Annotated in this window: 19 protein-coding genes and 1 tRNA gene; 10 read left to right on the forward strand and 10 right to left on the reverse strand. The window is 60.7% G+C overall.

Annotated elements, in window-relative coordinates; all coding sequences use genetic code 11:
• Positions 1–178 precede the first annotated feature (178 nt).
• From HMPREF9463_RS02375 to HMPREF9463_RS02405, 7 genes are all read left to right on the forward strand, one after another.
• Positions 179–1,057 carry a patatin-like phospholipase family protein gene (locus tag HMPREF9463_RS02375; RefSeq protein WP_035136900.1) on the forward strand — a complete coding sequence of 293 codons (879 nt, stop codon included), beginning with the start codon at positions 179–181 and terminating at the stop codon, positions 1,055–1,057.
• 234 nt (positions 1,058–1,291) lie between these two features.
• Positions 1,292–1,735, forward strand: a complete 444-nt coding sequence (gene rplM, locus HMPREF9463_RS02380) for a 50S ribosomal protein L13 (protein WP_022094635.1) — start codon at positions 1,292–1,294, stop codon at positions 1,733–1,735.
• Positions 1,736–1,737: 2 nt separating this feature from the next.
• Positions 1,738–2,133: a 30S ribosomal protein S9 gene (gene rpsI / locus HMPREF9463_RS02385; protein WP_022094634.1), complete on the forward strand. Its 396-nt coding sequence runs from the start codon at positions 1,738–1,740 to the stop codon at positions 2,131–2,133.
• Between the two features lie 122 nt (positions 2,134–2,255).
• Positions 2,256–3,593 carry a phosphoglucosamine mutase gene (gene glmM, locus HMPREF9463_RS02390; protein WP_035136901.1) on the forward strand — a complete coding sequence of 446 codons (1,338 nt, stop codon included), beginning with the start codon at positions 2,256–2,258 and terminating at the stop codon, positions 3,591–3,593.
• A gap of 101 nt (positions 3,594–3,694) precedes the next feature.
• A complete protein-coding gene (locus HMPREF9463_RS02395) occupies positions 3,695–4,162 on the forward strand; it encodes a PTS sugar transporter subunit IIA (protein WP_320676340.1) in 468 nt (155 codons plus the stop codon).
• 272 nt (positions 4,163–4,434) lie between these two features.
• Positions 4,435–5,163, forward strand: coding sequence for a glucosamine-6-phosphate deaminase (nagB, locus tag HMPREF9463_RS02400; protein ID WP_035136903.1), 729 nt, complete (start codon positions 4,435–4,437; stop codon positions 5,161–5,163).
• 472 nt (positions 5,164–5,635) lie between these two features.
• Positions 5,636–8,635, forward strand: a complete 3,000-nt coding sequence (locus HMPREF9463_RS02405; RefSeq protein WP_035136904.1) for an AfsR/SARP family transcriptional regulator — start codon at positions 5,636–5,638, stop codon at positions 8,633–8,635.
• Positions 8,636–8,688: 53 nt separating this feature from the next.
• Here the strand turns inward: HMPREF9463_RS02405 and HMPREF9463_RS02410 are convergent, their stop codons facing one another.
• The 6 genes from HMPREF9463_RS02410 to HMPREF9463_RS02435 all read right to left on the reverse strand — a co-directional run bounded on the left by HMPREF9463_RS02410 (position 8,689) and on the right by HMPREF9463_RS02435 (position 16,078).
• Entirely contained in the window at positions 8,689–8,988 is a 300-nt protein-coding gene (locus HMPREF9463_RS02410) for a YhbY family RNA-binding protein (RefSeq protein WP_035136905.1), read from the reverse strand.
• A 181-nt stretch (positions 8,989–9,169) separates the two neighbouring features.
• On the reverse strand, positions 9,170–9,895 hold the full coding sequence (locus HMPREF9463_RS02415) for a methyltransferase domain-containing protein (protein ID WP_148334139.1): 726 nt from the start codon (positions 9,893–9,895) through the stop codon (positions 9,170–9,172).
• A gap of 480 nt (positions 9,896–10,375) precedes the next feature.
• On the reverse strand, positions 10,376–11,740 hold the full coding sequence (locus HMPREF9463_RS02420) for a PFL family protein (RefSeq protein ID WP_035136908.1): 1,365 nt from the start codon (positions 11,738–11,740) through the stop codon (positions 10,376–10,378).
• 108 nt (positions 11,741–11,848) lie between these two features.
• The gene (locus HMPREF9463_RS02425; RefSeq protein WP_198019897.1) at positions 11,849–14,407 is read right to left on the reverse strand and encodes a homocysteine S-methyltransferase family protein; all 2,559 of its coding nucleotides are present in this window, start codon (positions 14,405–14,407) and stop codon (positions 11,849–11,851) included.
• Between the two features lie 10 nt (positions 14,408–14,417).
• Positions 14,418–15,206: a hypothetical protein gene (locus tag HMPREF9463_RS02430; RefSeq protein WP_035136909.1), complete on the reverse strand. Its 789-nt coding sequence runs from the start codon at positions 15,204–15,206 to the stop codon at positions 14,418–14,420.
• Positions 15,206–16,078, reverse strand: coding sequence for a methylenetetrahydrofolate reductase (locus tag HMPREF9463_RS02435; RefSeq protein WP_035136910.1), 873 nt, complete (start codon positions 16,076–16,078; stop codon positions 15,206–15,208). The genes HMPREF9463_RS02430 and HMPREF9463_RS02435 overlap by 1 nt, the downstream gene beginning before the upstream one ends.
• 426 nt (positions 16,079–16,504) lie before the next feature.
• On the opposite strand from HMPREF9463_RS02435, the gene HMPREF9463_RS02440 reads away from it, so the two are divergent.
• A complete protein-coding gene (locus HMPREF9463_RS02440) occupies positions 16,505–18,592 on the forward strand; it encodes a glutamine synthetase III family protein (RefSeq protein WP_035136911.1) in 2,088 nt (695 codons plus the stop codon).
• Between the two features lie 637 nt (positions 18,593–19,229).
• On the opposite strand, the gene HMPREF9463_RS02445 is transcribed toward HMPREF9463_RS02440, so the two are convergent.
• From HMPREF9463_RS02445 to HMPREF9463_RS02460, 4 genes are all read right to left on the reverse strand, one after another.
• Positions 19,230–19,306: transfer RNA gene (locus HMPREF9463_RS02445), tRNA-Glu, on the reverse strand.
• Between the two features lie 299 nt (positions 19,307–19,605).
• On the reverse strand, positions 19,606–21,783 hold the full coding sequence (locus HMPREF9463_RS11295) for a MurT ligase domain-containing protein (protein WP_035136912.1): 2,178 nt from the start codon (positions 21,781–21,783) through the stop codon (positions 19,606–19,608).
• A 45-nt stretch (positions 21,784–21,828) separates the two neighbouring features.
• Positions 21,829–22,872, reverse strand: a complete 1,044-nt coding sequence (locus HMPREF9463_RS02455; protein WP_035136913.1) for a hypothetical protein — start codon at positions 22,870–22,872, stop codon at positions 21,829–21,831.
• Positions 22,872–23,948, reverse strand: a complete 1,077-nt coding sequence (locus tag HMPREF9463_RS02460) for a tetratricopeptide repeat protein (RefSeq protein WP_035136915.1) — start codon at positions 23,946–23,948, stop codon at positions 22,872–22,874. Before HMPREF9463_RS02460 ends, HMPREF9463_RS02455 begins: the two co-directional genes overlap by 1 nt.
• 500 nt (positions 23,949–24,448) lie before the next feature.
• Here HMPREF9463_RS02460 and HMPREF9463_RS02465 point away from each other — a divergent pair, with 500 nt between their 5' ends.
• On the forward strand, positions 24,449–25,672 hold the full coding sequence (locus HMPREF9463_RS02465) for an iron-containing alcohol dehydrogenase (protein WP_035136916.1): 1,224 nt from the start codon (positions 24,449–24,451) through the stop codon (positions 25,670–25,672).
• A 78-nt stretch (positions 25,673–25,750) separates the two neighbouring features.
• A complete protein-coding gene (locus HMPREF9463_RS02470) occupies positions 25,751–26,851 on the forward strand; it encodes a glycerol dehydrogenase (protein WP_035136918.1) in 1,101 nt (366 codons plus the stop codon).
• Positions 26,852–26,865: the final 14 nt, after the last annotated feature.

A 26,865-nucleotide genomic window follows, 5' to 3' on the forward strand; every position in this document is an offset into this window, starting at 1 on the left:
CGGAATGGGATTCACTTTCCGGATGGCGGGCTCAGCGGAAACTGAGACCCGGAATTAGTTCTGAGACCGGGACGCGCTTTCCCACCGACCGCCCCGTCCTTCTCAACTCCAAAACCTGCGCGCTCTCCTCCGCAAAACTGGGTAGAAGAAAGCCAAAACGCAACGGTAGGAGGTCATCATGACTGTAGAAGATAAGGCGAAAAATGCTGGCAAGGTCGCGCTCGTCCTGGAGGGCGGTAGTTTTCGCGGGCAATTTACCGCAGGCGTGCTCGACGTTCTCATGGAGGCCGGTGTCGAGATTCCGGCGGTATATGGCGTATCGGCCGGTGCCCTCAACGGCGTGAACTACAAGTCGCACCAGATCGGCCGTGCCAACCGCATCAACCTGGCTTTCTGCAACGACAGCCGCTACATGGGTGCCGCATCGTTTGCGTCCACGGGCTCCATCGTCGGCTACGACTTTATTTTCAACGACGTGCAGGATCGCCTAGACCCCTTCGATAACGAGACCTTCGACGCGAGCCCCATCGAAATGTATGCTGTCGTGACGGACATGTTATTTGGCACCGCTGCCTACCTGCCCGTCAAAAACGCCATGCTCGATATCGATTGCGTGCGCGCCTCGACCTCGTTGCCGCTGGTGACGCCGCCGGTCGAGATTGATGGTCACAAGTACGTCGACGGCGGTGTGGCAGATTCGGTGCCTGTCGAGCACGTGCTGGAAGAGGCCGGATACAATCGTGCGGTCGTCGTGCTTACGCAGGACCGCTCGTACGAAAAGGCGCCCTACGAGTTTATGCCGGCCGCGCGTGCGCGCTATGGCGACTATCCCTATCTGCTCGAGGCCATCGAGACGCGCCACGACCGTTACAACATCCAGCGCATGCACCTGTGGAAGTATGAGCGCGAGGGCCGTGCGTTGGTCGTCGCTCCGCAAAAGCCGGTCGAGGTCGGCCATGTCGAACACGATCCGGCCAAGTTGCTCGACTTGTATATCCAGGGCCGCCAAGAGGCAAAGCGCCTGCTCGCGCAAATACAGCAGTTCGTTGAGCGCTAAGACGACTGACCCGCAAAAGGCGACAAAAGACAGGGGCCCAGAGAACCATTCGCACGCCGAGGGATTTCTGGGCCCTGTCTCGTGAAGGCACCTGGCATGGACGACATGTGCAGAAACTCTGGTCGGAGCCAAAATACCTGTTGACTCGGGCGACGAGCGGGGTAATATGGACAGGTTACTTGCAGAGCCCCGTGAATCTCTGTAACAACACGTACTGTACATGGAGGAGTCTAAGTGATTTCGAAATCGACTCACTACGCCAAGCAGGGCGAGGTCCAGCGCAACTGGGTTCTCGTCGACGCCGATGGTGCTGTCCTGGGCCGTCTTGCCACCCAGATCGCAATGATCCTGCGCGGTAAGAACAAGCCCCAGTTCACGCCCAACAGCGACTGCGGCGACTTCGTTGTCGTCATCAACGCCGATAAGGTCCAGCTTACCGGTAACAAGGCCGACACGAAGACCTATTATCGCCACAGCGGCTACAACGGCGGCCTCAAGGCTGAGAGCTTCCGCCAGGCTATGGAGAAGCACCCGGAGAAGGTCATCGAGCGCGCCGTTCGCGGCATGCTGCCCAAGACCACCCTCGGCCGTGCCCAGATGACCAAGCTTAAGGTCTACGCTGGTGCCGAGCATCCGCACGCTGCCCAGAACCCCACGAAGATTGAGCTGGAGGCTTAAAGATGGCTGAGAACACCGTTGTCTACCAGGGTACCGGCCGTCGTAAGAACGCCGTCGCCCGCGTCCGTCTCGTCCCCGGCACCGGCAAGGTGACCATCAACAAGCGTGACGCCGAGCAGTATTTCGGCCGTCATCAACTCGTTGAGAACGCCCTTGCTCCCTTCAAGGTGACCGACACCGCCGGTCAGTTCGACGTTATCGCTCTGTGCGATGGCGGCGGCATCTCCGGTCAGTCCGGCGCTCTGCGCCTGGGCATCGCTCGCGCTCTTCTGAACGCTGGCGACTACCGTGCTGACCTCAAGAAGGCCGGTTTCCTTACGCGCGATGCTCGCGTGGTCGAGCGCAAGAAGTACGGCCTCAAGAAGGCCCGCCGCGCTCCCCAGTTCTCCAAGCGCTAAGGTTTTATCTCCTTTCGAGATACAATGTACAAGCGGGGCCTACCGATTGCTCGGTGGGTCCCGCTTTTCTTTTCGACTAGGGTGGGCGGCTTCGTTTTGCCCACTTGGGAAGGAGCGATCCTATGCCCCAGAACATCTTCGGTACCGATGGCGTCCGTGGCGTCGCCAACGCCGATCTTTCGTGCGACCTCGCGTTTCGCCTGGGTCGCGCGGCGACCAAGTTTCTTGGTCCGGACATCTGCATCGGCCGTGACACGCGCCTTTCGGGCACCATGCTCGAGAGCGCTCTGACCGCCGGCATTATGGCCGAGGGCGGCCGCCCGCACTGCTGCGGCGTTATCCCCACGCCCGCTGTGGCGCTGCTCACCGTTCAAAACGAGCTCGATGGCGGCATCGTCATTTCTGCTTCGCACAATCCGCCGGAGTTCAACGGCATCAAGTTCTTTAGCCGCAAGGGCATGAAGCTTCCCGATGCTGTTGAGGAAGAGATCAGCGCCTGGGTCATGTCCGAGGAGGCCATGGCTGCCGACACGATGCCGACCGGAGCTGGTGTGGGCCACATCATCAAGATGAAGGACGCCCGCAAGGCATATGTCGATCACGCTATCAGCACTCTCGACGGCCTTAAGCTCGATGGCCTGGTCGTTGCCGTCGACTGCGGTCACGGTGCTTCCTGCCAGACCACGCCCGCCGCGCTGCAGCGCCTGGGCGCCACGGTCCATGCCATCAACACCGATTACTGCGGCACCGACATCAACGTCGAGTGTGGCTCCACCCATCTTGAGCCCCTGCGCGAGCTCGTGCTCCGCACCCACGCCGACATCGGCTTGGCCCACGACGGCGACGCCGATCGTGTGCTGTTCGTGGACAGCGAGGGCAACGAGATCGATGGCGACTACATCCTGGCTATCTGCGGCTCCGACCTTGCTGCTCGCGGCAAGCTTGCCAACTCCGAGATCGTCTCGACCGTCATGTGCAACCTGGGATTCTCCATTGCCATGAAGGAGCAGGGCTTTGAGATGGTCCAGACCGCCGTAGGCGACCGCTATGTTCTTGAGCGTATGCTCGAGGACGGTGCCGTCATCGGTGGCGAGCAGTCCGGCCACATCATCTTCCTTGAGCACAACACCACTGGCGACGGTTTGGTGACGGCTCTACAGCTGCTGGCCGTGCTCAAGCGCACCGGCCGCACCCTCACCGACCTTGCCGGCATCATGAAGAAGTACCCGCAGGTGCTCGTCAACGTGCATTCGGACAACAAGGCCGGCCTGGACGATTGCCAGCCCATTTGGGACGCCGTCGCTGCCGCCGAGAAGGAGCTCAACGGTCGCGGCCGCATCTTGGTGCGCCCGAGCGGTACCGAGCCGCTGGTTCGCGTGATGGCCGAGGCGGAGACGCATGAGCTGACCCAGCGCGTTGTTGACGATATCGTCGAGGTTGTCAAGCGCGAACTTCCCTAATGGCCAAAAACGGATGCCAAGTGGTAAACTGATACGGTTATTTTGATTGATTGGTATGTCCGAGGGGGAGCATGTTCACTAAAGTCCTAAGGTCTTTTGGTATGCGTGGTCGAGTCCTTACGCTGGATGCTCCCATCTCGGGCGACGTCATTCCGCTCTCCGAGGTAAACGATCAGACGTTTGCCACTGGCCTTTTGGGCCAGGGCGTTGCCATTCAGCCCACGGGTACGCGGGTGATCGCGCCGGCTGACGCGAAGGTCGAGGCTATTTTTCCCACGGGACACGCCGTTGCGCTTAACACGGTCGATGGCCTGGACGTGCTCATCCACGTTGGTTTGGACACTGTTCAGCTCGAGGGTAAGCACTTTACCGTACATGCGCAAGTGGGCGACATCGTCCATAAGGGCGATGTACTCATCGAGTTCGATCGCGAGGCAATTGCCGCCGAGGGCTACGATGTGACGGTTCCCATCTTGGTGTGTAACTCCGTTGAGTTCTCGAGCATCAAGGGTTCCGTTGGCGAGCATGTCGAGGAGATGGACCAACTCATCGTTGCGCGTGAGCGCTAGTCGCTCCGTTTGGCCTTTAGCCTACAATTCAATCACGTTTACGGAGGGCGCCCTTGAAAGAGGACGCCCTCCGTGGCAAGATGGGAAACGTCCGAGGCTAAACAGCTTTGGGTCACCGTGGACGGGCAGGGGCCTCGACGCGGCTAGACACGAGACGCATACATTACGCGACCTCGCCCTGGTGGCCGCACACGTTGGTTGCGGCCGACGCGGGCCGCGGGCAAGTGCTTGTAAGGGGAGCCTTGCCTCTCTTGTACGAGAAAGGACGCGTAATGAAGATCATTAAAGCTAAAGACTACGAGGATATGAGCCGCAAGGCCGCTAATATCATCTCGGCCCAGGTTATCCTCAAGCCGGATTGCGTGCTGGGCCTTGCCACCGGCTCCACCCCGATCGGTGCCTACAAGCAGCTCGCTGCTTGGTACGAGAAGGGCGACATCGACTTTGCCGAGGTCAGCACCTACAACCTGGACGAGTATCGCGGCCTTTCGCACGACGATCCCCAGAGCTATCACTACTTTATGCGCGAGAACTTCTTCGATCACATCAATATCGATCTGAACAACACGCACGTGCCCGATGGCTCCAACCCCGACGCCGCCGCTGCCTGCTCCGAGTACGACAAGATCGTCGCGGCCGCCGGTTACCCGGATCTGCAGCTGCTCGGCATTGGTAATAACGGTCATATTGGCTTCAACGAGCCCGATGACCACTTCTCCAAGGGTACGCACTGCGTCGACCTCACCGAGAGCACCATTCAGGCCAACAGCCGCCTGTTCGACAGCATCGACGACGTGCCCCGTCAGGCCTACACCATGGGTACCCAGACCATCATGTATGCCCGCATGATCCTGGTCGTCGCCAACGGCGAGGCCAAGGCCCAGGCCGTGCATGACATGTGCTATGGTCCGGTTACGCCCGAGTGCCCGGCTTCGATCCTGCAGCTGCACACCAACTGCGTCGTGGTCGCCGACGAGGCTGCCCTTTCGCTCTGCGAGTAAAGACTCCGCGAAAACCGTATTGCGTTTTGAGAGGCCTCCGCGTTGCGGGGGCCTTTTTGCTGGGCAAGCGACAGGTCGTTACGCGGCCCATAAGCATAGACCACATGCGAAACAATCCTTATCAAAAAGCGCACCGTGTGCACGCTAGATAGAATGATGCATTTAATAGCATATTCTATGCAAAATTACCACCAAATAGTCGCAGGCGGTAGCGGTGAATAGGCGAGTTGCGCAACTCAAATAAAACGCTTTCGTTACGGTAGACTGCTAAATAGATGGGACATTTCAGCAAGCTATTTGACCTGCATAAACAGTCATCTGTCGAAGGAAAAACAACGAGCAGTGCCCGCTGTACAAAAACTTGCCGAATGCGTACCGACGAGCAGCCAAAAACATGGTGCCACGCTATTCATAGGGTGGTGGATGTGGTCATGCGGTTACGGTATCCATGTGGTCGAGTTGAGGAGCGGGTATGGTGCAAGATCTGGGTAATACGAGCGACCTCGAAGTGATGTCGATAGGCGGGAGCTATATGATTCGCCGCGATCGGCTGATGAACGAGCTGGTTATCAAGGGCCGCCAAGCCGGAATCGTGCTTCTCTACGCGCCCGATGGGTTTGGTAAGACTTCTGTGCTGATGCAGTATGTTCGCGAGGCCAAAGGCGATGGTACGCGAGGGTCGGTGCGAGTTATCGAGGCCGACCGGGCCATTGGCCGCGAGGTGTTCATGCAGCTCGAGGTGGTTGCAGAGGAACTCAAAGACAAGCCGCACTCGCTTATAGCAATCGATAACGTGCCGGTTCTTGATCAGCGCGATACCGAGGACTTTATCGATATGATTCGCGGCCTGCGCGCAGCGGGGGTGGGCATTCTTCTTACATGCCGTCCGTCAAATCGTCTGCTTATCCACGGGCTGGGAGATTCGGTAAAGGTCAACGCGCAGATGCTCAAGGTGCATGCCTATGAGTATTCGGCTTGGGCTTCGGCGTTTTCGATTAGCACCTCGCTCGATTTTTATCAGCTCACGCAAGGTGTGCCCGAGCTTGTCTCGGCGCTGCAGACAGGGCTGTATGGCCAGGGCGACGTCGCCCAACTGCTCGAAAACGAGATTGTCAACGTATACGGCGCGGTACTTGCCGACTTGGCCTCTCTCGAGAACAACACGCTGTTTAACGTTGCGGGGCTTATGGTTTTAATGGGCGAGGGTAATATTGCAGAGCTCGAGGCATGCGGTGTACGGCTTTCGATGGTCGACCAATCGTATCTGGTTCGCGACTATCCCATATTCGGTATTGACCCTGCCGAACGAAGTTTTGTCTGCATGGGAACGGAGGGCAATGCGCGGCTTAGGCTGCGCAAACTGATTGCCGAGATCAGCCCCGAACTTATACGGCGTGCGGCCCGCATTTTAATCAAGGCGGGCCGGTGCGACTTGGCAATGGATCTGGCGGACGCCTTTTTAGACCGGAATGTCGTGCTCGAACTTGCCGGGCAGTATGGGGTCGATCTGGCCTTGACTGGACATGGGGCTGACGTTTGCCGCGCGGTGCTGGGGGCAATGAATGCCGACGGATTGTCGTACGAGCCGACACTGTCCGAGGCTCTCGGCGTGTACCTGTCGGCGGTAAGCATTTCCAACGCCAAGCTTGCCCGATGTATGGCAGCTGTTATCGAGCGAGCGGGCGAGCGCGCTGCACAGGAGATCGATCCGCTTTCTTGGAAAGTGGCGCAGGCGTTTACCATCGTTTGCTACGGGCAAAGCGGGCTGGGGCTGCCTGCGACGCTTTCGTTTCCTGATCACGTGGCTTCCTGCGACGCACTCGACATGTTGTCGGCGCACATCGAGATAAAGCGCCGCCTGGCAGAATGTGCGGACGTGGGCGATGCATTTGATGGGCTCAGGAAGTATGGGGCGTATGATTGCGAGCTGGATGTCGCCGGCTTATTTATACGGGCGGACCGGATGCTGGTGGAGCTTTTTGACGGTTCGTTTGCGGGAATCGATGCGCGCGATGACGAGCTTGCCCTGATGGTCGAGGCGCTCGATGCCCGTAGCCTGAGGTCACTGACGATTTGGGTGCGCATGGTGCTGGCGGCGCGCCGCCTGTTTGCCGGCTTGCCGGTGACCGACGAAGCGGCGTTTAGCGAGATCGACCGTTTTGCCGTGCGCGTACGCGACAACCGGCTTCAGCTCTTTGGGCTTTTGCTCGAAGGGTGGCAATCGATGTCCGAGGGGCGCCCCGTCAACGCAAAGTTCCGCGCCGTCCAGGTGCTCAAGCTTGTTGACGAAACGGCAACGTATATGCGAGATAACGCGCTGCTGCTGGAGCGCGTGGCATTTTTACGAAACACATCGATGATGACGGTGCGCGAGGAGGCGGAGCTACTCGATATAAGCCAGACGCAGGTTCGTGGCTCGGAGGCGTGGATGGTGGCGCTGCACTTGGCCTCTGCGGGCCGTGATAGCGATTTGGCGGCGTGGATGTCCATGAACCGCCCGGGGATGCTGGAGCCGTCGTATCGGCTCTTTGCACGCCTTGCCATGCATTGTCTTGGCGAGCCTGGTGCAAGGATTCGCAAAAAGCTTCCGGTGCACGAGCTTTCGAAATACACGCTACACGGCGATTTGGACGAAGCGCGCGAGCGGTTGTTTCAGGTTGAAGAGGTCGAGGCCGTCAACACGATCGAGCATATCGAGATTCGTATGTTTGGGGCATTTCGTGCCGAGCGCGACGGGTTTCCCATTACCGACAAGATGTGGCGTCGCAAGAAGGCGGCAACGCTCGCGGAACGCCTTGCGTTAAGTATGGATGCGCTGGTCGATCGCGAGACTCTGGCCATGGAGCTTTGGCCCCATGCCGAGTTCAACCGTGCTCGCAATAACCTATATTCGACGATATCGCGCTTGCGTTCGGCCTTGGGGCCGACGCCCGATGGCAAGTCGTGCGTGCTCATTCAAAACGAGTGCATTGGACTCAACGGTGACTACGTTAAGACCGACGTGCGGCTGTTTGAGCAGATGACCCGGGAGATTCTGGGAAACCGTGGGGGAGCGCGCGGACCTCACCTGGTGGAGCTGTGCCTAAAGGTCGAGCAGCTCTATGCAGGCTCGCTCTATATTCCCAATGGCTGTAACCCAACGTATTTCGTGCGTATGCGTCACATTATGCAATCGAAGTTTATCGACAGCATGATTCGCGGGGCAAACGAGGCCTTGGAGGAAAACGATCTGCAGTCGGCGATATGGCTGGTCGAAGCGGGGCTTCGCCAGGAAACGGCGCGCGAGGATATGGTCCGCTGTGCCATGCGCGTCTACAACGCCGCGGGTCGCCGCCGTGACATCATCGATTTGTACAGCGGACACGTCCACCATCTAAAAGAGCAGATTGCGGGCGTGCCCGAGCCCGAGACGCGGCGCCTCTACGAGCGCTTGGTCGAAGGCAGACTTAAGCGCATGGCCGTCGTGCGATAAAAAAGGGCGTCCGGGTAACCCGGACGCCCCGCAGGCGCACGATGCGTGAGCGCTTAGACGAGCTTGATCTTCTCGATATCCTTGCGCGAGGACTCGCGATACAGCGAGAACTTGCGGCCGATGACCTGGACGACTTCGGCGTGGCAGCGCTCGGCGAGCTCCTCGGCGGCCTCGCGGGCAGAAAGGCTGGAGCCGTCCAGCACGGAGCACTTAACGAGCTCATGCTTCTCCAGATAGGCGACCGTCTGCTCGACGGTGCCCTCGTTGATATCGGACTTGCCGATGATGATGGCGGGGTTGAGGTGATGGGCCATGCTGCGAAGCTGCTTGACCTGGGCTCCTGTCAGTGCCATGGGTTCTCGCTTTCTATGTATGGGGCGCCCCGCGACGGGGCCTTAATCTACGTGAGCTGTCCCACGATAGCGCAGGAACGGCGCGGTGTGGAGCACGTTTGCCCAGTTCGCAAAGAATGCGGATGCCGAACTGGCGGACGGCGCGGGCTGCAAGCGGGTAGGCGGCGCGGGTGCAATTGGGCTACAGGCGGTTCGCAGAAACTGGCGTCCAGGCAATAAAGGCCCAGCGGACCTTACGGATATGGTCGAGCATATAGCGCCCCTGCGGCACGCCCTTGGATCCCGGCTCGCCGGCATGGGGATTCTCGACCATGTGCTGGGCGATGTAGTTGCGCAGACGGTCGATTTTATCCTCGTTGCCATGTTCGAGCATACGGGAGAAGTCCGCTACGCCCGCCTCAAGGCTATCGAAGGTGTCGCGACGAGGCGATTCAAAGTACGTAACCTGCGGCAGGGCACCCATCTGAATGAGAATGTTAAAGGCATACACAAAGCCATTACTGCAGGTAACCGAGGCGCCAATGGCGTTCATCACGTGCAGGTCATAGCGCGGGCTGGAGTTGGCGACCATCGTGACGGCACAACGCCGGCGAGCCGTGCGGTCGAGCTTGGCAAGCGCGCCTTTTAGGTCATTGGTGGTGACGGAACGACTGGCAAAGGCAACATCCACAGTCTTGGCAACCGGCCCAACCAAATCCCAATCATCGTCCCAAGCAAGCTCAAGCGGCGTAATCAGGTCCTCGAGCCCATAGTACTCAATGCCAGCATCAAGGGTGCCCAACATGGCAGGGGAAAAGTCAGCGGCAATCACGGGATGCCCGTCTTGCGCAAGCGGAATAGCAATCGACCCAGCCCCACATCCCATATCCAGCACCGATTCACCAGGCTCAAGCGCCAGCAATTTCATAAAATCCCGAGCATATGGGGCAGTCTCCAACGGACGAAAATGCCGAGCCCGCTTATCCCACTCAAAAGAATCATCAGCCCGATGCCGAGCGGCCTGCAGACGCATCCATTCGCCATTCCAATCCGCAGCAAGCAGCTCAGAACGATTCTCCCCATCAACCACGGGCCAACCTCCTAGCAACAAAAAAGCGACTCCTCCCAAAAGAAGAGCCGCAACCAGCATATATCAGAAAAAGAACCGTTCCAACGCCAAATCGCCGCACCAGCCAAGTGGTGCAGGAGCGAAGCAACTGCAACCGGGATAGAACCTAACTGAGGTCCCGTTGTGCGGGAGCCCCGGGGAGGGCAAATATATAAGGTCGATCGCGAGTTCCGCACGAGCCGGAGAGCACTTAATGTGCTCTCCGTGCGAGTCAGGACTGTCCGAGCAGGCGACCTTATATATTTGCCCTCCCCGGGGCTCCTCGCCAGTCCCCCTCAGCTAGTTCTTCAGCGAGTTCAGCGGTGCCGGGAATCGACCACCGCGGTGGGCAAGCACGGTGCCGGCGTTGGGGTTCACCGGCATGATGGGTGCACGGCCAAACAGGCCGCCGTACTCGACGCAGTCGCCCACGCCCTTGCCGATGGCGGGAATCACACGCACGGCCGTGGTCTTGTTGTTGATGACGCCGATGGCCATCTCGTCGGCGATGATGCCGGCGATGGTCTCGACCGGGGTGTCACCGGGGATGGCGATCATGTCCAGGCCAACGGAGCACACGCAGGTCATGGCCTCGAGCTTCTCGAGCGAAAGCGCGCCGGCCTCGACGGCGGCGATCATGCCGGCATCCTCGGACACGGGGATAAAGGCGCCGGAGAGACCGCCCACGCTGGAGCTGGCCATGACGCCGCCTTTCTTGACGGCATCGTTGAGCATGGCGAGCGCGCAGGTCGTGCCCGGGCCACCGCAGGTGCCCACGCCGATGATCTCGAGGATGCGCGCGACGGAGTCGCCGATGGCGGGCGTGGGAGCCAGCGACAGGTCGACAATGCCCTTCTCGACACCCAGGCGATGGGCGGCCTCGCGGCTCATGAGCTCGCCGGCGCGGGTGATCTTAAAGGCGGTCTGCTTGATCTTCTCGGCGACTTCCATCATCGATGCGGAATCGGGTAGTGTCTCCAGGGCTGCGGCCATAACGCCGGGGCCCGAAACGCCTACGTTGATGACGGCGTCGGCCTCGCCACCGCCGTGGACGGCGCCCGCCATAAACGGGGAGTCCTCGACCATGTTGGCAAAGCAGACAAACTTGGAAGCGCCGACGGAATCCTGGTCGGCCGTGAGCTTAGCGGCATCGATGATGGTTTGGGCGGCCATAAGCACGGCGTCCATGTTGATGCCGGCGCGCAGGCTGGCGACGTTAACGCTGGAGCAGACGCGGCTGGTGGTGGCGAGCGCCTGGGGGATGGACTGGATGACGCGGCGGTCGGCGTCGCCGATGCCCTTCTGGACGAGTGCGGAGAAGCCGCCCAGGTAATCGATGCCGAGTGTCTCGGCCGCGCGGTCGAGGGCGTGCGCGATGGGGGTGAGGTCCTCATCCTTGCAGCATGCGGCGATTTGCGCCACCGGGGTGACGGAAACGCGCTTGTTGACGATGGGGATACCGTACTCGCGCTCGAGGTTCTCGGCGGTCTCGACCAGGTGCTCAGCCGTGTGCGTCACGTGGTCGTAGATCTTCGTGCACATGCGGTCGAGGTTCTCGTCGCCGCAACCCATGAGCGAAACACCCATGGTGATGGTCCTGATGTCGAGGTTCTGCTCCTCAACCATGCCGCGGGTTTCCGCGATTTCTGCGGGCGTGATCGCCATCCTTGCGCTCCTATCTGCCAAAACGAGCATAGTCTTATCTATTCTAACGTGCCGCACGTGCCAAGTGGCGCGTGCGGCACGTTTTGGTGCTCGGTTGTTTCCGTTGTGTTACTGCCCAAAGACCTCTTCGGCGATACGAGCGCTTTCGGCGGCGTCCTTGGCGTAGTAGTCCGCGCCGATCTGCTTAGCATATTCGGGGGTGAGCACGGCACCGCCTACGATGATCTTGACGCCCGGCACCTCGGCATGAAGCAGCTTGATGGTCTCTTCCATGGCCACGACGGTGGTGGTCATAAGCGCCGAAAGGCCGACGAGCTTGATGTCGCGCTCCTGTACGGTCTTGAGCACCTCTTGCGGGTCGACGTCGCGGCCTAGGTCAAAGACGGTGTAGCCGTAGTTGTCGAGCAGCATTTTGACGATGTTCTTACCGATGTCGTGGATATCGCCCTTGACGGTGGCCACGCAGATCTTGCCCTTGTCGGCAATCTCGCCGGCGGGCATCAGGCGCTTGATGGTGTCAAAGCCCACGCGTGCCGCCTCGGCCGAGGCCATGAGCTGCGGCAAGAAGAACTTTCCCTGGTCAAAGAGGACGCCAACCTCATCGAGGGCGGGGATAAAGTGATTGTTGATGAGGTCCATGGCGTCGTGGTCTGCCAGCAGACGCTCAGTCTCGGCAGCGATCTCGCCTTTGCGGCCCGAGACGACCATGCGACGAATCGGGTCGTCGGTGCCGTCGGTGCCGGCGGTGCCAGCAGCGGGCGCGGCGTCGGTCGATACCGCCTGGGCCGCCGCCGGGTTCGCGGCGATCTTGTACGGATCGGTCCAGCCGGCGTAGCGCTCGATGTATCCGGTCGAGCCCTCGTCCTCAACGCTCAAGACGCGATAGCTGTAAACGGTGTCCATAAAGCGCTTGGAGCCCGGGTTCATGATGGGGGCGTCCAGGCCCGCGCCGAAGGCGGCGGCCAAAAAGACCGAGCCCAGCAACGGGCGGGCGGGCAGGCCAAAGCTGATGTTCGACACGCCGAGCGCGCACTTGACGCCCAGACGCTCCTTGCACAGGGACATGGCGCGCAGGATCTGTTCGGCCTGGCGTTGATTGGTCGAGGCGGTCATGACCAGGCAGTCGATGAGGATGCGGTCTGGGCCGATACCGTAGCGGGCAGCCTCGGCCACGATGCGCTCGGCGATGGCGAAGCGAGCCTCGGCGGTATCGGGGATGCCGCCTTCGTCGAGCGTGAGGCCGACGACGTTGGTGCCGTAGTGGGCGACTAGCGGAAAGATCTCATCCATGATCTGCTGTTTGCCATTGACCGAGTTGATGATGGGCTTGCCGGCGTAGCGGCGCACGGCGGCCTCGACGGCTGCGGGGTCGGTGGAGTCGATCTGCAGCGGCAGGAGCGTGGAACCCTGGAGCTGCTCGGTGGCCTGCTGGATGATCTTGACCTCGTCGATCTCGGGCAGGCCCACGTTGACGTCCAGGATATCGGCACCTTGCTCTTGCTGGCTGATGCCCTGGCTTACGACGTAGTCAAGGTCACCGTCGCGCAGGGCCTGCTGCAGGCGCTTTTTGCCGGTGGGATTGATGCGCTCGCCGATGACGGCGATCTTGTGACCGTCACAGGGAAGGTCCACGACCGTCTGGGCGCTCGTGATCGACATGCTGGGCTTGCGGTGGCGCGGGCTGGGCGTGTGGTTGTCGATAAGCGTGCGCAGGGCGGCCATGTGTGCCGGCGTGGTGCCGCAGCAGCCGCCCACAACGCTCACGCCGTCCTCGATCATGCCGGCGACGGCCTCGGCGTATTCGGGGGCCTGGATATCAAAGACGGTGTTACCGTCGTCGTCCACACGGGGGAGCCCTGCATTGGCCTGCACCATAACGGGCTTATCGGTAACGGTGAGCATGCGTGCGGCGAGCCCTCGGAGCTCGGCCGGTCCCTGGCTGCAGTTGATACCCAGGACGTCGGCGCCGATGGCATCGAGCGTGATGGCGGCCACCTCGGGACTCGTACCCAGGAACGTGCGACCGTCTTCCTCAAAGGTCATAGTGGCAAAGACGGGCAGGTCGGAGTTCTCGCGGCAGGCGAGGACGGCCGCCTTGATCTCGGCAAGGTCGGTCATGGTCTCGATAATAAAGAGGTCCACGCCCGCGGCGACGCCCGCGCGCACCTCCTCGGCAAAGAGGTCATAGGCCTCGTCGAAGCTGAGGGTGCCCAAGGGGCGAAGCAGCGCGCCGATGGGGCCGATGTCACCGGCGACGTAGCGGGCGCAGGCCTCGCGGGCGCAGGTGACGGCCGCGGCAAAGACGTCTGCCACGGTGGCGGCACCGTCGAGCTTGTGGGCGTTGGCGCCAAAGGTGTTGGCGGTGATCACGTCGCAGCCGGCCTCGACGTACTGACGCTGAATATCGGTAATGACCTGGGGCTCCTCAAAGTTGAGCAGCTCGGGCAGGGCGCCTGCCTTCATGCCGGCGGCCTGCAACATGGTGCCCATGCCGCCGTCGAACAATAGATGCCCCGTGCCCTCGATGGCAGCGCGCAGACGATCGTCCTTAATGCGAAGGTCGTCGATCGTGCGCGTCTTGTAAACAGCGCCATTGCGGCGTGCGGCATCAACGGGCGCCGCCAGCGCGGCACCATCCAGATCATGAGTGATAAGCGGAGTAAACATCAATGAGCTCCTAATGGCTGGAATAGCAGGTGGTGTGGGCGGCGCGGAAGCGGCAGTGCTCGCGCATGCGGCAGATAGTGCAGGTGGGGCGGCTCTGGGCGTCGTGGACCTCGCCATCAAACAGGCCGATCACCGCGGTCACGCTCTTGGTGGGCATGAGCAGGCTGGTGGGGGTGACGGTAAGCCCGATGAGCCGCGTGGCGTTGAGTGCGGCCACGATCGAGCGCTGTGCCGTAAGCGGGCAGTCGCCGTAGCCGGGACTGAAGCGCCAGTTACCGGCGAGTCCGTGCGCGGCGGCCGCAGTCTTGACCTGCTGGTCCATCTGCTCGACGGCGGCTTCTACATAGGCAGAGCATGCGGCGTCGAGTACGGCTCCCTCCAGGGGCTGCTGGGCTCCCGTGGTACGCAGGCGACGCTCGGCGTCCATGCCGAGGGTGCATGCCATGAGCGCAGCCATACGGGCGTCCTTAAGATGTCGATAGATATCGCGACCGCGCAGCTCAACATTGGTGCCGACCAGACGGATGCAAGGCTTGCCCTGCTCGTCCACGCTCGTGGCATCGACGGCAAATACGCGGCGCACGCCACGGGGCTCAATGTCCAGTTCCAGACGTTCAACGACAAGCTCAATACGTCGTGACAGTTCGGGCTCAATCTGCTGGCCGCCGTAACCCAGATACCGTAGCATCTCGGCACGGTCGACACGGGGATGGTGCGCAGCATCGACACGGTAGAGCGCCGGCGACGCAAGGTCGGCCGGCACTTCGACAGTGGTTGTATCGATGTGCGGTTTTTCCATTACCCCAGGCGCTCCATAATGGTCGCGGCGATCGCAGGACGGTTCATAGTGTACAGGTGCAAGCCGTCGGCGCCGTGCTCCTTGAGGTCGCAAAGCTGGCGGGCTGCATAATCTACACCAGCTGCCTGCAGGCTCTCGGGGTCATTCTCGTACTTGGCGAGAATCTTGATGACGGGGGAGGGCAGCGACGCGCCGCACATAAAGACCATGCGGCTGATCTGTGACTTGCCCATAAACGGCATGATGCCCGCGGTAATGGGCACGGTGATGCCGGCCTTGTCGGCAAGCTTGCGAAAACGGTAGAAGCACTCGTTATCAAAGAAGAGCTGCGTCACAAAGAAGCTCGCGCCGGCGTCCTGTTTTTGCTTGAGGTGTTCGACCGAGAGGTTGAGATCCTCACAGGCAATGTGGCCCTCGGGGTAGGCTGCGGCGCCCACGCAAAAGCCGGCGTCGACGAGCTCGGGGATGAGGTCGCGGGCGTAGGCGTAGTCGGAGGCGGGCTTGTCGTCCTCGGTCGCGCCGGCAGGGAGATCTCCACGCAGGGCCAGGATGTTTTCCACGCCGGTAGTGCGATACTCGTCGATCTTGGCGGCGATATCGGCGTGCGAGCGGCCCACGCAGGTAAGGTGTGCCACCGAGGGTGTATCGAATTCGCTCGTAATCATATGCGCGATGGGGGCGGTGGTGGCGCCGTTGCCCGAGCCGCCAGCCGAGCAGGTGACCGAGACAAAGCTCGGCGAAAGCTTGCACAGATTGCCTGCCACTTCGCGAGCCGTGTCGAGGGTCAGCTCGCCCTTGGGCGGGAACATCTCAAACGAAACGGGTGCGGTGCCCTGGGATGCTGCCTGCTTAAAAACCTCGTCGACGCGCATATCGTGCTCCTCTAGATACGTAATAGTGTGATGTGTTGTAAGGATTCTACAGCACCACTGTGCCACGGTGGAGTTTCACTCGCTATTTGAGGATACCAATCAAAGATGCCTTGCTATCGGCTTTCTCTATAACAGAGCGGCTAATCTAGGCACGGACTATAAAGACTGGTATCTGATGCAAAATACCAGTTAATAGAGCTCCATCCCAAATTGACTACCCTTAAACCATGGAGAGAGGTCTGCTATTTATACAGTTGATTGGCTGTTGAGGGTGGCAACGCCGCCTCGATAGGGTAACCTCATTGATTGGTTTCGCGACAGCAACATAACGGTAATGTCGCGGAAACACGGCGAGTCTAAGCTATGACTCGTTCGTTAGTAATCAACACCGCTTCTCACGCGGTGCCGATACGAAGGGAGTTCCGTATGGCCGATCTTACTGACCGCTTCGGGACCATGGTGTTCTCTGAGGAAGTCATGAAGGACTACCTCCCCAAGGACATTTGGAAGCGCCTTGCTGCAACCCTCGAGGGCGGTGAGCCGCTCGACCTGGATGTGGCCAACGCCGTTGCCCATGCCATGAAGGTCTGGGCCATCTCCAAGGGCGCGACGCACTACGCGCACTGGTTCCAGCCGCTTTCGGGCATTACTTCCGAGAAGCACGACAGCTTCCTGGAGCCCAACCACGACGGCACCGCCATTACCAAGTTTACGGGCAAGAACCTCATCCAGGGCGAGCCCGATGCCTCCAGCTTCCCCAACGGCGGCCTGCGTGCTACCTTCGAGGCCCGTGGCTACACCGCTTGGGACCCCACCAGCCCCGCCTTTATCAAGGACGATGTCCTGTGCATCCCCACGGCTTTCTGCTCCTACACGGGCGAGGCCCTGGACAAGAAGACCCCGCTGCTGCGCTCCATGACCGCGCTCTCGCGTGAGTCTAAGCGCGTTTTGGCGCTGTTTGGCAAGACCCCCAAGAAGGTCGTTCCTTCCGTGGGCGACGAGCAGGAGTACTTCCTGATCAAGAAGGACGCCTACCGCAAGCGCAAGGACCTGGTCATTACCGGCCGCACCCTCTTTGGCGCCGCTCCCTGCAAGGGCCAGGAGCTCGAGGAGCACTACTTTGGCGCTATCCGCCCCACCGTCTCGGCCTATATGAAGGATCTGGACGATGAGCTGTGGGCGCTTGGCATTCCCGCCAAGACCAAGCACAACGAGGTTGCTCCCTGCCAGCATGAGCTTGCCCCCGTCTATGGCGAAGTCAACGAGGCCATCGACCAGAATCTGGTCATGATGGAGAAGATGAAGCTCATCGCCTCCCGCCACGACTTGGTCTGCCTGCTGCACGAGAAGCCCTTTGAGGGCATCAATGGTTCGGGCAAGCACAACAACTGGTCGCTTGGCACCGAGTCCGAGAATCTGCTCGATCCGGGCGACACTCCGCTCGACAACCTGCAGTTCATCGTCTTCCTCACCGCGGTGATCGAGGCCGTCGATAACTATCAGGAGCTCCTGCGTGCCTCCGTTGCCTCGGCCGGTAACGACCATCGTCTGGGCGCCAACGAGGCTCCTCCGGCGATTATGTCCATCTTCCTGGGCGACCAGCTTACCGAGGTCGTCGAGAAGATCATCGATGGCAAGGCTTCCGTCCATGCCACGCGCGGCGTGCTCGACTTGGGCGCCGATACTCTGCCCAAGCTGATGCAGGACAACACCGACCGCAACCGCACCTCCCCGTTCGCCTTCACCGGCAACAAGTTCGAGTTCCGTGCCTGCGGCTCCGAGCAGAACGTCTCCGACTCCAACCTGGTGCTCGATGCCGCCGTGGCCAAGTCGCTCAAGTCCTTCGCCGACGCGCTTGAGGGTACGCCCGAGGATGAGTTCCAGGATGCCGCGCTCGAGTACTGCAAGAAGGTGTTGACCGATCACCAGCGCATCCTGTTCTCCGGCGACGGTTACTCCGACGAGTGGCCCATTGAGGCCGAGAAGCGCGGCCTTGCCAACAACAAGACCACGGCCGATGCCCTGCCCGCCTTTGTTTCCGATAAGGCTATCGCGCTCTTCGAGGAGACGGGTGTCCTGACCAAGGCCGAGGCTCAGTGCCGCTACGACTGCAAGCTCGAGAAGTACAACAAGCTCATGAACATCGAGGCTACCACGATGGTTCGCGAGGCGCGTCGTACCTATCGCCCGGTCATTACCGCCTATGCCACCAAGGTCGCTAAGGGCCTTGAGACTATTCGCGCCGCCGGCGCCGAGGCCGCCATGCAGTGCGAGCAGAATACGCTCAACAAGCTCTGCAACGGTATCACTGCCATCAACGACTCCATTAAGGCGCTCGACGCCGTGCATCAGAAGGCCGAGGCCCTCGATGGCCAGGAACAGGCCAATGTGTATGCACACGAGGTCGTTCCCGCTATGGATACGCTGCGCGCCGCCGTGGATGCCATGGAGGAGATCGTGGCCGCCGACTACTGGCCGGTTCCGACCTACGACGACATTCTGTTCTATGTGTAGAACGTAACTGACATATCGTCACGGTATTGAGCCGGGGCCCGCATCGCGCGGGCCCCGGCTTTTTGTTTGCGAAGGACGCTTTGAAGCCCGTTTTGCCGCCGACTTGCCTAGGTATAAAGGGTTGTGGACAAAAAACGTCAAATATGAGTACTGTCACAAGTCCTGTAGCATTATTTATTTGCAAAATATGTAGTGTTACGCAACATATGTACAAGTACTTAGCCGATAAACGTCTGCAATTCTTCCGCCGTAGGACGCCTGGCGTCTAAATCGCCTTCTGATGGCATGAAATCGCTGTTACTAAATTGGTAACAGTACTCATATTTGCTATTTTTTGCCCACAGGCTTTGCGATGATGCCGTGATCCGCACTCTGCCGGGTTCGAATCCCGGCGCATGGGTAGCAAAAAGCCCGCTACCGCGAGGGTAACGGGCTTCACATCTAAAATGGTGCCCCCAGCGGGATGTCCGCGTGCGGCTGGCGCCGCCCGCTTTCGCCGCGTCGCTCCGCTCCTTGCGTGCTGCGCTGGAAAACGCTTGCGCGTTTCCTCAGCTCCGCACCCTGCCGGGTTCGAATCCCGGCACATGGATAGCAAAAAAGCCCGTCACCGCGAGGGCAACGGGCTTCTAGTTTCAAATGGTGCCCCCAGCGGGATTCGAACCCGCGATATCCACCTTGAAAGGGTGGCGTCCTTGGCCGCTAGACGATGGGGACAGCGGGAAAGAGTATAGCAGACTTTTTTGCCGGCGCGTATATCGTTGGCAAACTGGAAAACCACCACATAGGAGCTGGCTCTCTATCCCGATCTTCAAACATCTCAATCTGTAACATCTGGGCGGGCAAATCGGCTCTAGCTGTTACAGATCGAGACAAAAGGCAGGCGTCGGGACGAACATCTCATTCTGTAACAGTAAGACGACTTTTAACGGTCTAGATGTTACAGATTGAGACAAACCGCTGGGATGGGTCAAAACCACCACAAAGGTGCCTGTCCCCTTTGTGGTGGTGAGGTGCTAGGGGAGGAGCTTCATGGCGGCGTCGTGGGCGGCGTGCTCGTAGGTGTCGTCGAGGGGCTTGATCGGCAGCAGGGCGGCGGCCTGTGCATCGCCACGGCGCTCGAGGGCATGGGCGATCAACCAGTCGGCGAGCTCGGGGTTCTTGGGCAGCGCCGGGCCATGCAGGTACGTGCCGATGACGCCCTTGTAGATCAGGCCCTCAAAGCCATCGTCGCCGTTGTTGCCGGTGCCCGTGACGACGGACGTTCCGAGCGGCGTGGCATCGGCGTCCAAAAGCGTGCGGCCGCCATGGTTCTCGAATCCCACAAAGGGCTCAGGTGCCAGGTCGGTTTTGACGGCTACGTTGCCGATCAGGCGGTCGGAGCCGCGTACGGTTTCGGCGGCAATGACCCCCAGACCCTCAATGCGATCCTCGCCCATATAGTACGAACGGCCGAGCAGCTGATAGCTGCCACAGATGGCGAGCAGCGAGCCGCCATCCTCAACATAGGATGCGACCTTGTCTTTTTGGGCGAGCAGCTCGTGTGCCACGGCTAGCTGGTCGCGGTCGGAGCCGCCACCCATCATGACGATATCGGCACCGGTGAGATCGAGTGACTCGCCCATACGGACCTCGTCCACGCGAACGGGGATGCCGCGCCAGGCGCAGCGACGCTCGAGGGCGATAACGTTGCCGCCGTCGCCGTAGAGGTTGAGGGCATCGGGGTACAGGTAGACGATGCGCAGCGGGCGCGAAAGCTCGACTGGCGCGATGCCGACGGGGACGGCACTGCCATCGGCACACGTTGCAGCGCGGGCAGCAACCGTGGCTGCATCGGCACCCTTCAGCCCATCGAGTTCTTTGACCAGCGGCGGGAAGGCCGTGTAGTTGGCGACGGCATAGAAAGTGTCGCCTGCGGCTTCATCCGCAACGGCGCCAATTGCCTGCGCGACGTCCGAGATAATCGCGGCATCGATGCCGGCGTACTTGAGGCGTACCTGCATGTCGTGCGCACGCGTGCCTCCGGCAAAGGCGACAAGACCCGGTGTGTCGGCGATGCGCTCGAAGTCGACGTCGTAGATCCACGAGACATCGTGGCCGTCGGCGTCGTTGTCGTTCAGGAAGAAGGCGCAGAGCCTGCCGCCTGCCGTTTTAATGGACTGGATCTGGCGATCGAAGCCCACGGGATTTTTGGCCAGGTTTGCCTCGACGGTACGGCCGGCGATCTCCCAGCGGCCCATACGTCCGCCGGCGGGGACGTAGGCATCGAGCGTAGGCTGTAGAAACGCCGTGTCCACGCCCAACTCGCGTGCGGCAAAGAAGGCGGCGGCAACGTTATAGACCATGTACAGACCGTTGTAGCGTGTGGCGATGTGTACGGCAGCCGCGTCGGGCGCAGATCCAAAGACCAGGTCGAAGCCGTAGCCGTCGCAGCCGAGCTTCACGCCCGTCACACGGCGGACCAGTGCGGGGCGTGCCCAACCGCACGAGGGGCAATGGTATGCGCCAAGCTGGCCGTATTGCACGTAGTCATACTCCAGCGGCGCGTTGCACTGCGAGCAAAAGCGCGAGTCGCTAATGCGGTCGGACTCGGTGTTGGTGGCGCCGTCGATGCCAAAGGCAATGCTCGCGTTGGGAACGCGCGCGGCAATCGAGGCACACAACGGGTCGTCGGCATTGTGGATGAGCGTTGTCGTCGGAGAGAGCTCCAACGCATGGGCGATAACGTCTTGGGTGTGGTCGATCTCACCGTAGCGGTCTAGCTGGTCGCGGAACAGGTTGAGCAGCACAAAGTACGTCGGCTTGAGCTTGGGCAGGACGCGCACGGTGTAGAGCTCATCGCATTCAAAAACGCCCACGCGCTTGCCGCTGTCAGTGTGCTTAAGGCCACTGCGGGCCTCGAGCAGAGCACCCACCACACCGGGCTCCATATTGTTGCCGGCACGGTTGCACACCACGGTAGCGCCGCTGGCGGCAACGGCGTCGGCGATGAGGTTGGAGGTGGTGGTCTTGCCATTAGTACCCGTAATCACCACGCTGCGGTCGACAAGGCCCGCGAGGTCGCTCAGCAACTCGGGGTCGATCTTCATGGCGATACGGCCGGGGAGTACGCCACCCTGGCGCTTAAGGACGGAGCGCAGCCCCCAGCGGGCGATATCGCTCGAGGTGCAGGCAAGAGATGAGCGGAGGTTCATGAAACCGTTCCTAACGTAAACGACATGGTCGGGTCGAGTGCGTCACTAAAAACCGTAGCGGCGCGCAAATTCCTGGGCAAGCTGCGACACGTCTTCGCAGGCATTGGCCCAGGGGGCAAAGTCGGGAGTGTCCGAGATAATACCGTCCGCTTCCCAAACGGCCTGGTGCGAAAGATCCCAGGGATCGTGTGGCTCGGGCCGGCAGGGAAGGTACGGTGTCTGGTACATGGGGTTCAGTAAGAAGAACGCACCGCCCTCGCAACGGTTGGCAAACTCACGCAGCGCGCGTGTCGCCGGGCGCATCTTGTTTGTTTTGAACAGCAGAATCGTGCGGGCGAGCAGATACCAAGGAGAGTTCTCAAGCGCGTCAGCCCCGATCTCTTCCTCGAGCTGGTGGGCCAGGGCAAAAAAGCCGTCCTCGTCTTCCAGACGAGCGAGGGCGAGCAGCACGGTGCCTGCGGCTCGGGTGGGATAGCCTTCTGCCTTAAGGACGCGGCGGGCGTAGTTGGCGGCAGCGCGGTAGCGGGCGCTCGCCATGCACAGCTGCGAGATGGCCTCGAGCGTGTGAAGCCACCCGATAAGAGCCGGCTCGCTCACGGTAAGGTCTGCTGCGGTGACACCATCGGCCAAAACATTATTGGCCCAGTAGTGCGGGGCTTCCATGTCGAACCCGGGCACGCTTTGCTGCAGGTAATCGGCCGTGGTCGCCTCGAGCTTCATCAGATCGCCCAGGCAGGCGTCGACGGGCGTGTCCGCCAAAATGATGGCGAGCAGCTGGGCATCGAGGACATGCGCATCGATGCGGACGATCTTGAGCAGCTCATCACGCATATCGTCGAACAGGCGGTTGCGCGTCTGCTCAAACTCCTCGTCGCTGCCCATGTCCTCGATGCGATGGAGCTCGTCGAGCAGGTGGCGATGAACGCCGGCATAGGACAGCAGTGCCTGGGCATGCTCGGTCTGCGCATACTTATGAGGGTTGACGCTCACGTCGTTATGGACAAGCTCGCGTGCTGCATCGGTGAGTTCGGGGTGCGACGCAACGTAGGCGCGCTCCAGGTAGGCGGGGATGTAGACGCTCGGATCCATTAGAGGTCTCCTCCCTTAAACGGCAAACCCTGCTCGGCCGCCCGCAGTATGCGCTCATCGATTTGGGAGCGCACGATGTCGTTGGTGGCGACCCAGGCGGCAAAGCTGGCGTTGTCGGGGGCGCCCAGGCCCTCCTGCAGTACCGGCGTCGCCTCGGACAGCGCAAGGACAAGCTCGTCGGTGGAGCCCACACCCACGTTGACGCGGGCATAGACGCCATCGGGAAACTCGGTTTGGAAGTAGAGTGCCTCGGCTGCGTGCGGACACGAGCGCACAAGGATACGCAGGTAGTGCTCGGCGCCCTCGTAGTCCAGTTCGCGCCAAGCCGTGCTCATCAGCGCGATGAGCGTCCACGGGTCCAAGTCGCGCTCCGCATCTTTGGGGCGGCGGCGCAGTGGGGTATTCGCGAGGTACGGCACGGAGTGTGCGGAGCGAAAGCGCTTGAGCTCCTCGGCGGGGTATTCGAGCTTTGCCATGGCGAGCATCGCGGTGTGGCGGACACCAGCGGGGTCGTTGGGCGCAAAGTCCAAGCTGCGATTCGCGGCTTCGAGCGACATGCGATAGCGGCCGCTAATGAGGGCGCGCGATGCCAAGGCGGCAAGCCAGCGCAGATAGGGGCGGCGCGTAAGGTCGCCTGCGGCCTCGCGCTCGTAGGGGTCCTGGGCCGAGGCGATTTTGAGCGCTAGGTCGTGCTCGACCTCATCGCACTTGGACACCAGGTACTGTACGTATTCCTCGTTGGATTCGGCGGTGAGTGCCGTCAGCATGCGCTGAGCGTCCCAGTTGGCCGGATCGAGTGCGGCCGCCTCGCGGAGCATGTTCTCGGCAGCTGTCTCTTCTTGCTCTGCCTGGGTATCGTCAGGGATAAAGGGAATGCGGTAGTCGACAGCCTCGACCACCTTGGCAATGAGGTGCCCGGCGCGGTCGCGGTCGTGCACGATGAGCGGTGCGGGGTTGCGGGTGAATTGTTCCATCAGACGCTCTACGGCGGCAGCGTCGGTGAGCGGGATATTGTCGCGGCGCAAGGCCTCAAGAACGAGGCGATGGCAATCCTCTTGAATGGGATCGAATGCCATGGGGCCTCCTTTGCTGCGGTTAGGGTTCAAATGTTTCTATATAAGGTTCTAGTTTACCCGCATGTGGCACACCGGGGGTGCCGCACTTGGACTTGCACCTTTGCACCACGAAGACGGATGTCGCACAAATGTCGGCACCTTGGACGACCGAGTGGTATCACGGTGCCGCAAACGGTCGATTTTTGGCGGCGAACGGTGCATATTTTGGAGGGGCACCGTCCTGCCCAGGATATGTAGTCAACCTTGATAAAACGTTTGCCCAGCTTGGGAGTATGAATGCCGCACAAGGGTCTTCAGGGATAGAAAAAACGTTTCATCATTGGCGGCTTTAGGTGAATAACTGACCAACCAGAACGGTAAAATAGTGTTTGTCTGAGCGTTGAGACGTTTAGACATCGCGCATTGTCATCGCCGGCAACGCGCAAACCGGTCCTAACGGAGCCAATTGGGTGCTCCGTTATATACGCAAGTCTAAGAGGGGCTTGTTTAGGAGGCACAGTATGGGACGTTTTACCAATCCTCGCGATCTGTACTTTGGTGAGGGCGCTCGCCACGAGGTGAAGAACCTCAAGGGCAAGAAGGCCATCATCGTTTCTGGCGGCAGCTCTATGCGTCGCGGCGGGTTCCTGCAGGACGTCGAGGCCGACCTCAAAGAGGGCGGCTTCGAGGTCAAGCTGTTCGAGGGCGTCGAGTCCGATCCGTCCATCGAGACGGTCATGAAGGGCGCCGAGGCCATGCGCGAGTTCGAGCCCGACTGGATTATCGCCATCGGCGGCGGCTCGCCCATCGATGCCGCTAAGGCCATGTGGGTCTTCTACGAGTATCCCGAGGAGTCCTTCGATAACATCATCCAGCCGTTCAGCTTCCCCGAGCTGCGTCAGAAGGCTCACTTCTGCGCCATCTCCTCTACCTCCGGTACCGCTACCGAGGTCACTGCCTTCTCCGTCATCACCGACTACGCCAAGGGCATCAAGTACCCGCTGGCCGACTTCAACATCACCCCTGATGTCGCCATCGTCGACCCCGAGCTCACCTACACCATGCCCGCCAAGCTGTGCGCTCACACCGGCATGGATGCTCTGACCCACTGCATGGAGGCCTACGTTTCCACCTGCGCCTCTATGTTCACCGACGCCAACGCTCTGCACGGCATCCGCGAGATCGTCGAGTGGCTGCCCAAGTCCTATGCTGGCGACCATGAGGCCCGTCAGCACATGCACGAGGCTCAGTGCATCGCCGGTATCGCCTTCTCCTCGGGCCTGCTCGGCATCGTTCACTCCATGGCTCACAAGACCGGTGCTGCCTTCGAGAACGGCCACATCATCCACGGTGCCGCTAACGCCATGTACCTGGGCAAGGTCATCCAGTGGAACTCCAAGGATCCCCGTGCTGCCGAGCGTTACGCTTACGTGGCCAAGGAGATCCTGCACCTTCCCGGCGAGACCAACGAGGAGCTCATCGCTGCGCTCGTCCAGAAGATCCGCGACCTCAACGACCAGCTCAACATTCCGCAGTCCATCAAGGATTACGCGAATGGTGGCGTGAAGGTCGACGCCGAGAACCCGCAGATGGTTTCCGAGGAGGAGTTCCTCGCCAAGCTGCCCGAGATCGCCGCGAACGCCGAGCAGGACGCCTGCACGCCCGAGAACCCGCGTGAGACCAAGGCTGCCGACTTCGAGAAGATCCTCAAGGCCTGCTACTACGACACCGACATCGATTTCTAATCGACTCTTGTTATCGTAACGAGGGGCTCCGCACGTATCCGTACGGAGCCCCTTTCTTTTTTAGAGAATGGGATAGTTATGGCTGCAATTTTCAATAGCCCCAGCAAGTACATCCAGGGTCCGGACGAGCTGGCCAAGCTCGGTTCCTATGTCGAGCCGCTCGGCGCTAAGGCCCTCGTCATCGTGACGCCTTCGGGCAAGAAGCGCGTCGGCGCCAAGATCGAGGGCGGCTTTGCCGAGGCTAAGGCCGAGCTGCTGTTTGAGGACTTTAACGGTGAGTGCTCCAAGGGCGAGGTCGATCGCCTGGTTGCGCTCGCTCGTGACAACGGTTGCGACATCATCGTCGGCGTCGGTGGCGGCAAGATCCTCGACACCGCGAAGGCTGTCGCCTATTACCTGGAGTCCCCGGTTATCATTTGCCCCACCATCGCCTCGACTGATGCACCGTGCTCGGCGCTTTCGGTGCTTTATACCGATGACGGCCAGTTCGACAAGTATCTCTTCCTTAAGGCAAACCCCAATATCGTCCTTATGGATACGACGGTTATCGCGGCGAGCCCGGTGCGCCTGACGGTTTCCGGTATGGGCGATGCGCTCGCAACCTATTTCGAGGCCCAGGCGACGCACGATGCCGACGGCGGCACCTGCGCTGGCGGCAAGGGCGGCATGGCCGGCCTGGCGCTCGCCAAGCTCTGCTACGAGACGCTTATGGCCGATGGCGTCAAGGCCAAGGTCGCGCTGGAGAAGGGTGCGCTCACGCCTGCCGTCGAGCATATCATCGAGGCCAATACGCTGCTTTCGGGCATTGGCTTTGAGAGCTCGGGCCTTGCTGCTGCTCATGCCATCCACAATGGCCTGACGATGCTGCCCGAGTGCCACGGCATGTATCACGGCGAGAAGGTCGCCTTCGGCACCATCGTCCAGCTGGTGCTCGAGGATGCCCCGACCGAGAAGCTCGAGGAAGTCTTGGGCTTCTGCATTGAGCTGGGCCTGCCGGTCACGATGAAGGAACTTGGCGTTGCCGAGCTTACGCGCGAGCAGGCCATGATTGTTGCCGAGGCCGCCTGCGCGCCCGAGGACACCATGTGCAACATGCCCTTTGAGGTGACGCCCGAGATGGTCGCAAACGCCATTCTGGGTGCAGACGCACTGGGCCACTACTATCTCATGGATGAGTAAACTTAGGTAAGGAA

The organism is Collinsella sp. 4_8_47FAA (genome assembly GCF_000763055.1).
In the GTDB taxonomy this organism is placed as follows: domain Bacteria; phylum Actinomycetota; class Coriobacteriia; order Coriobacteriales; family Coriobacteriaceae; genus Collinsella.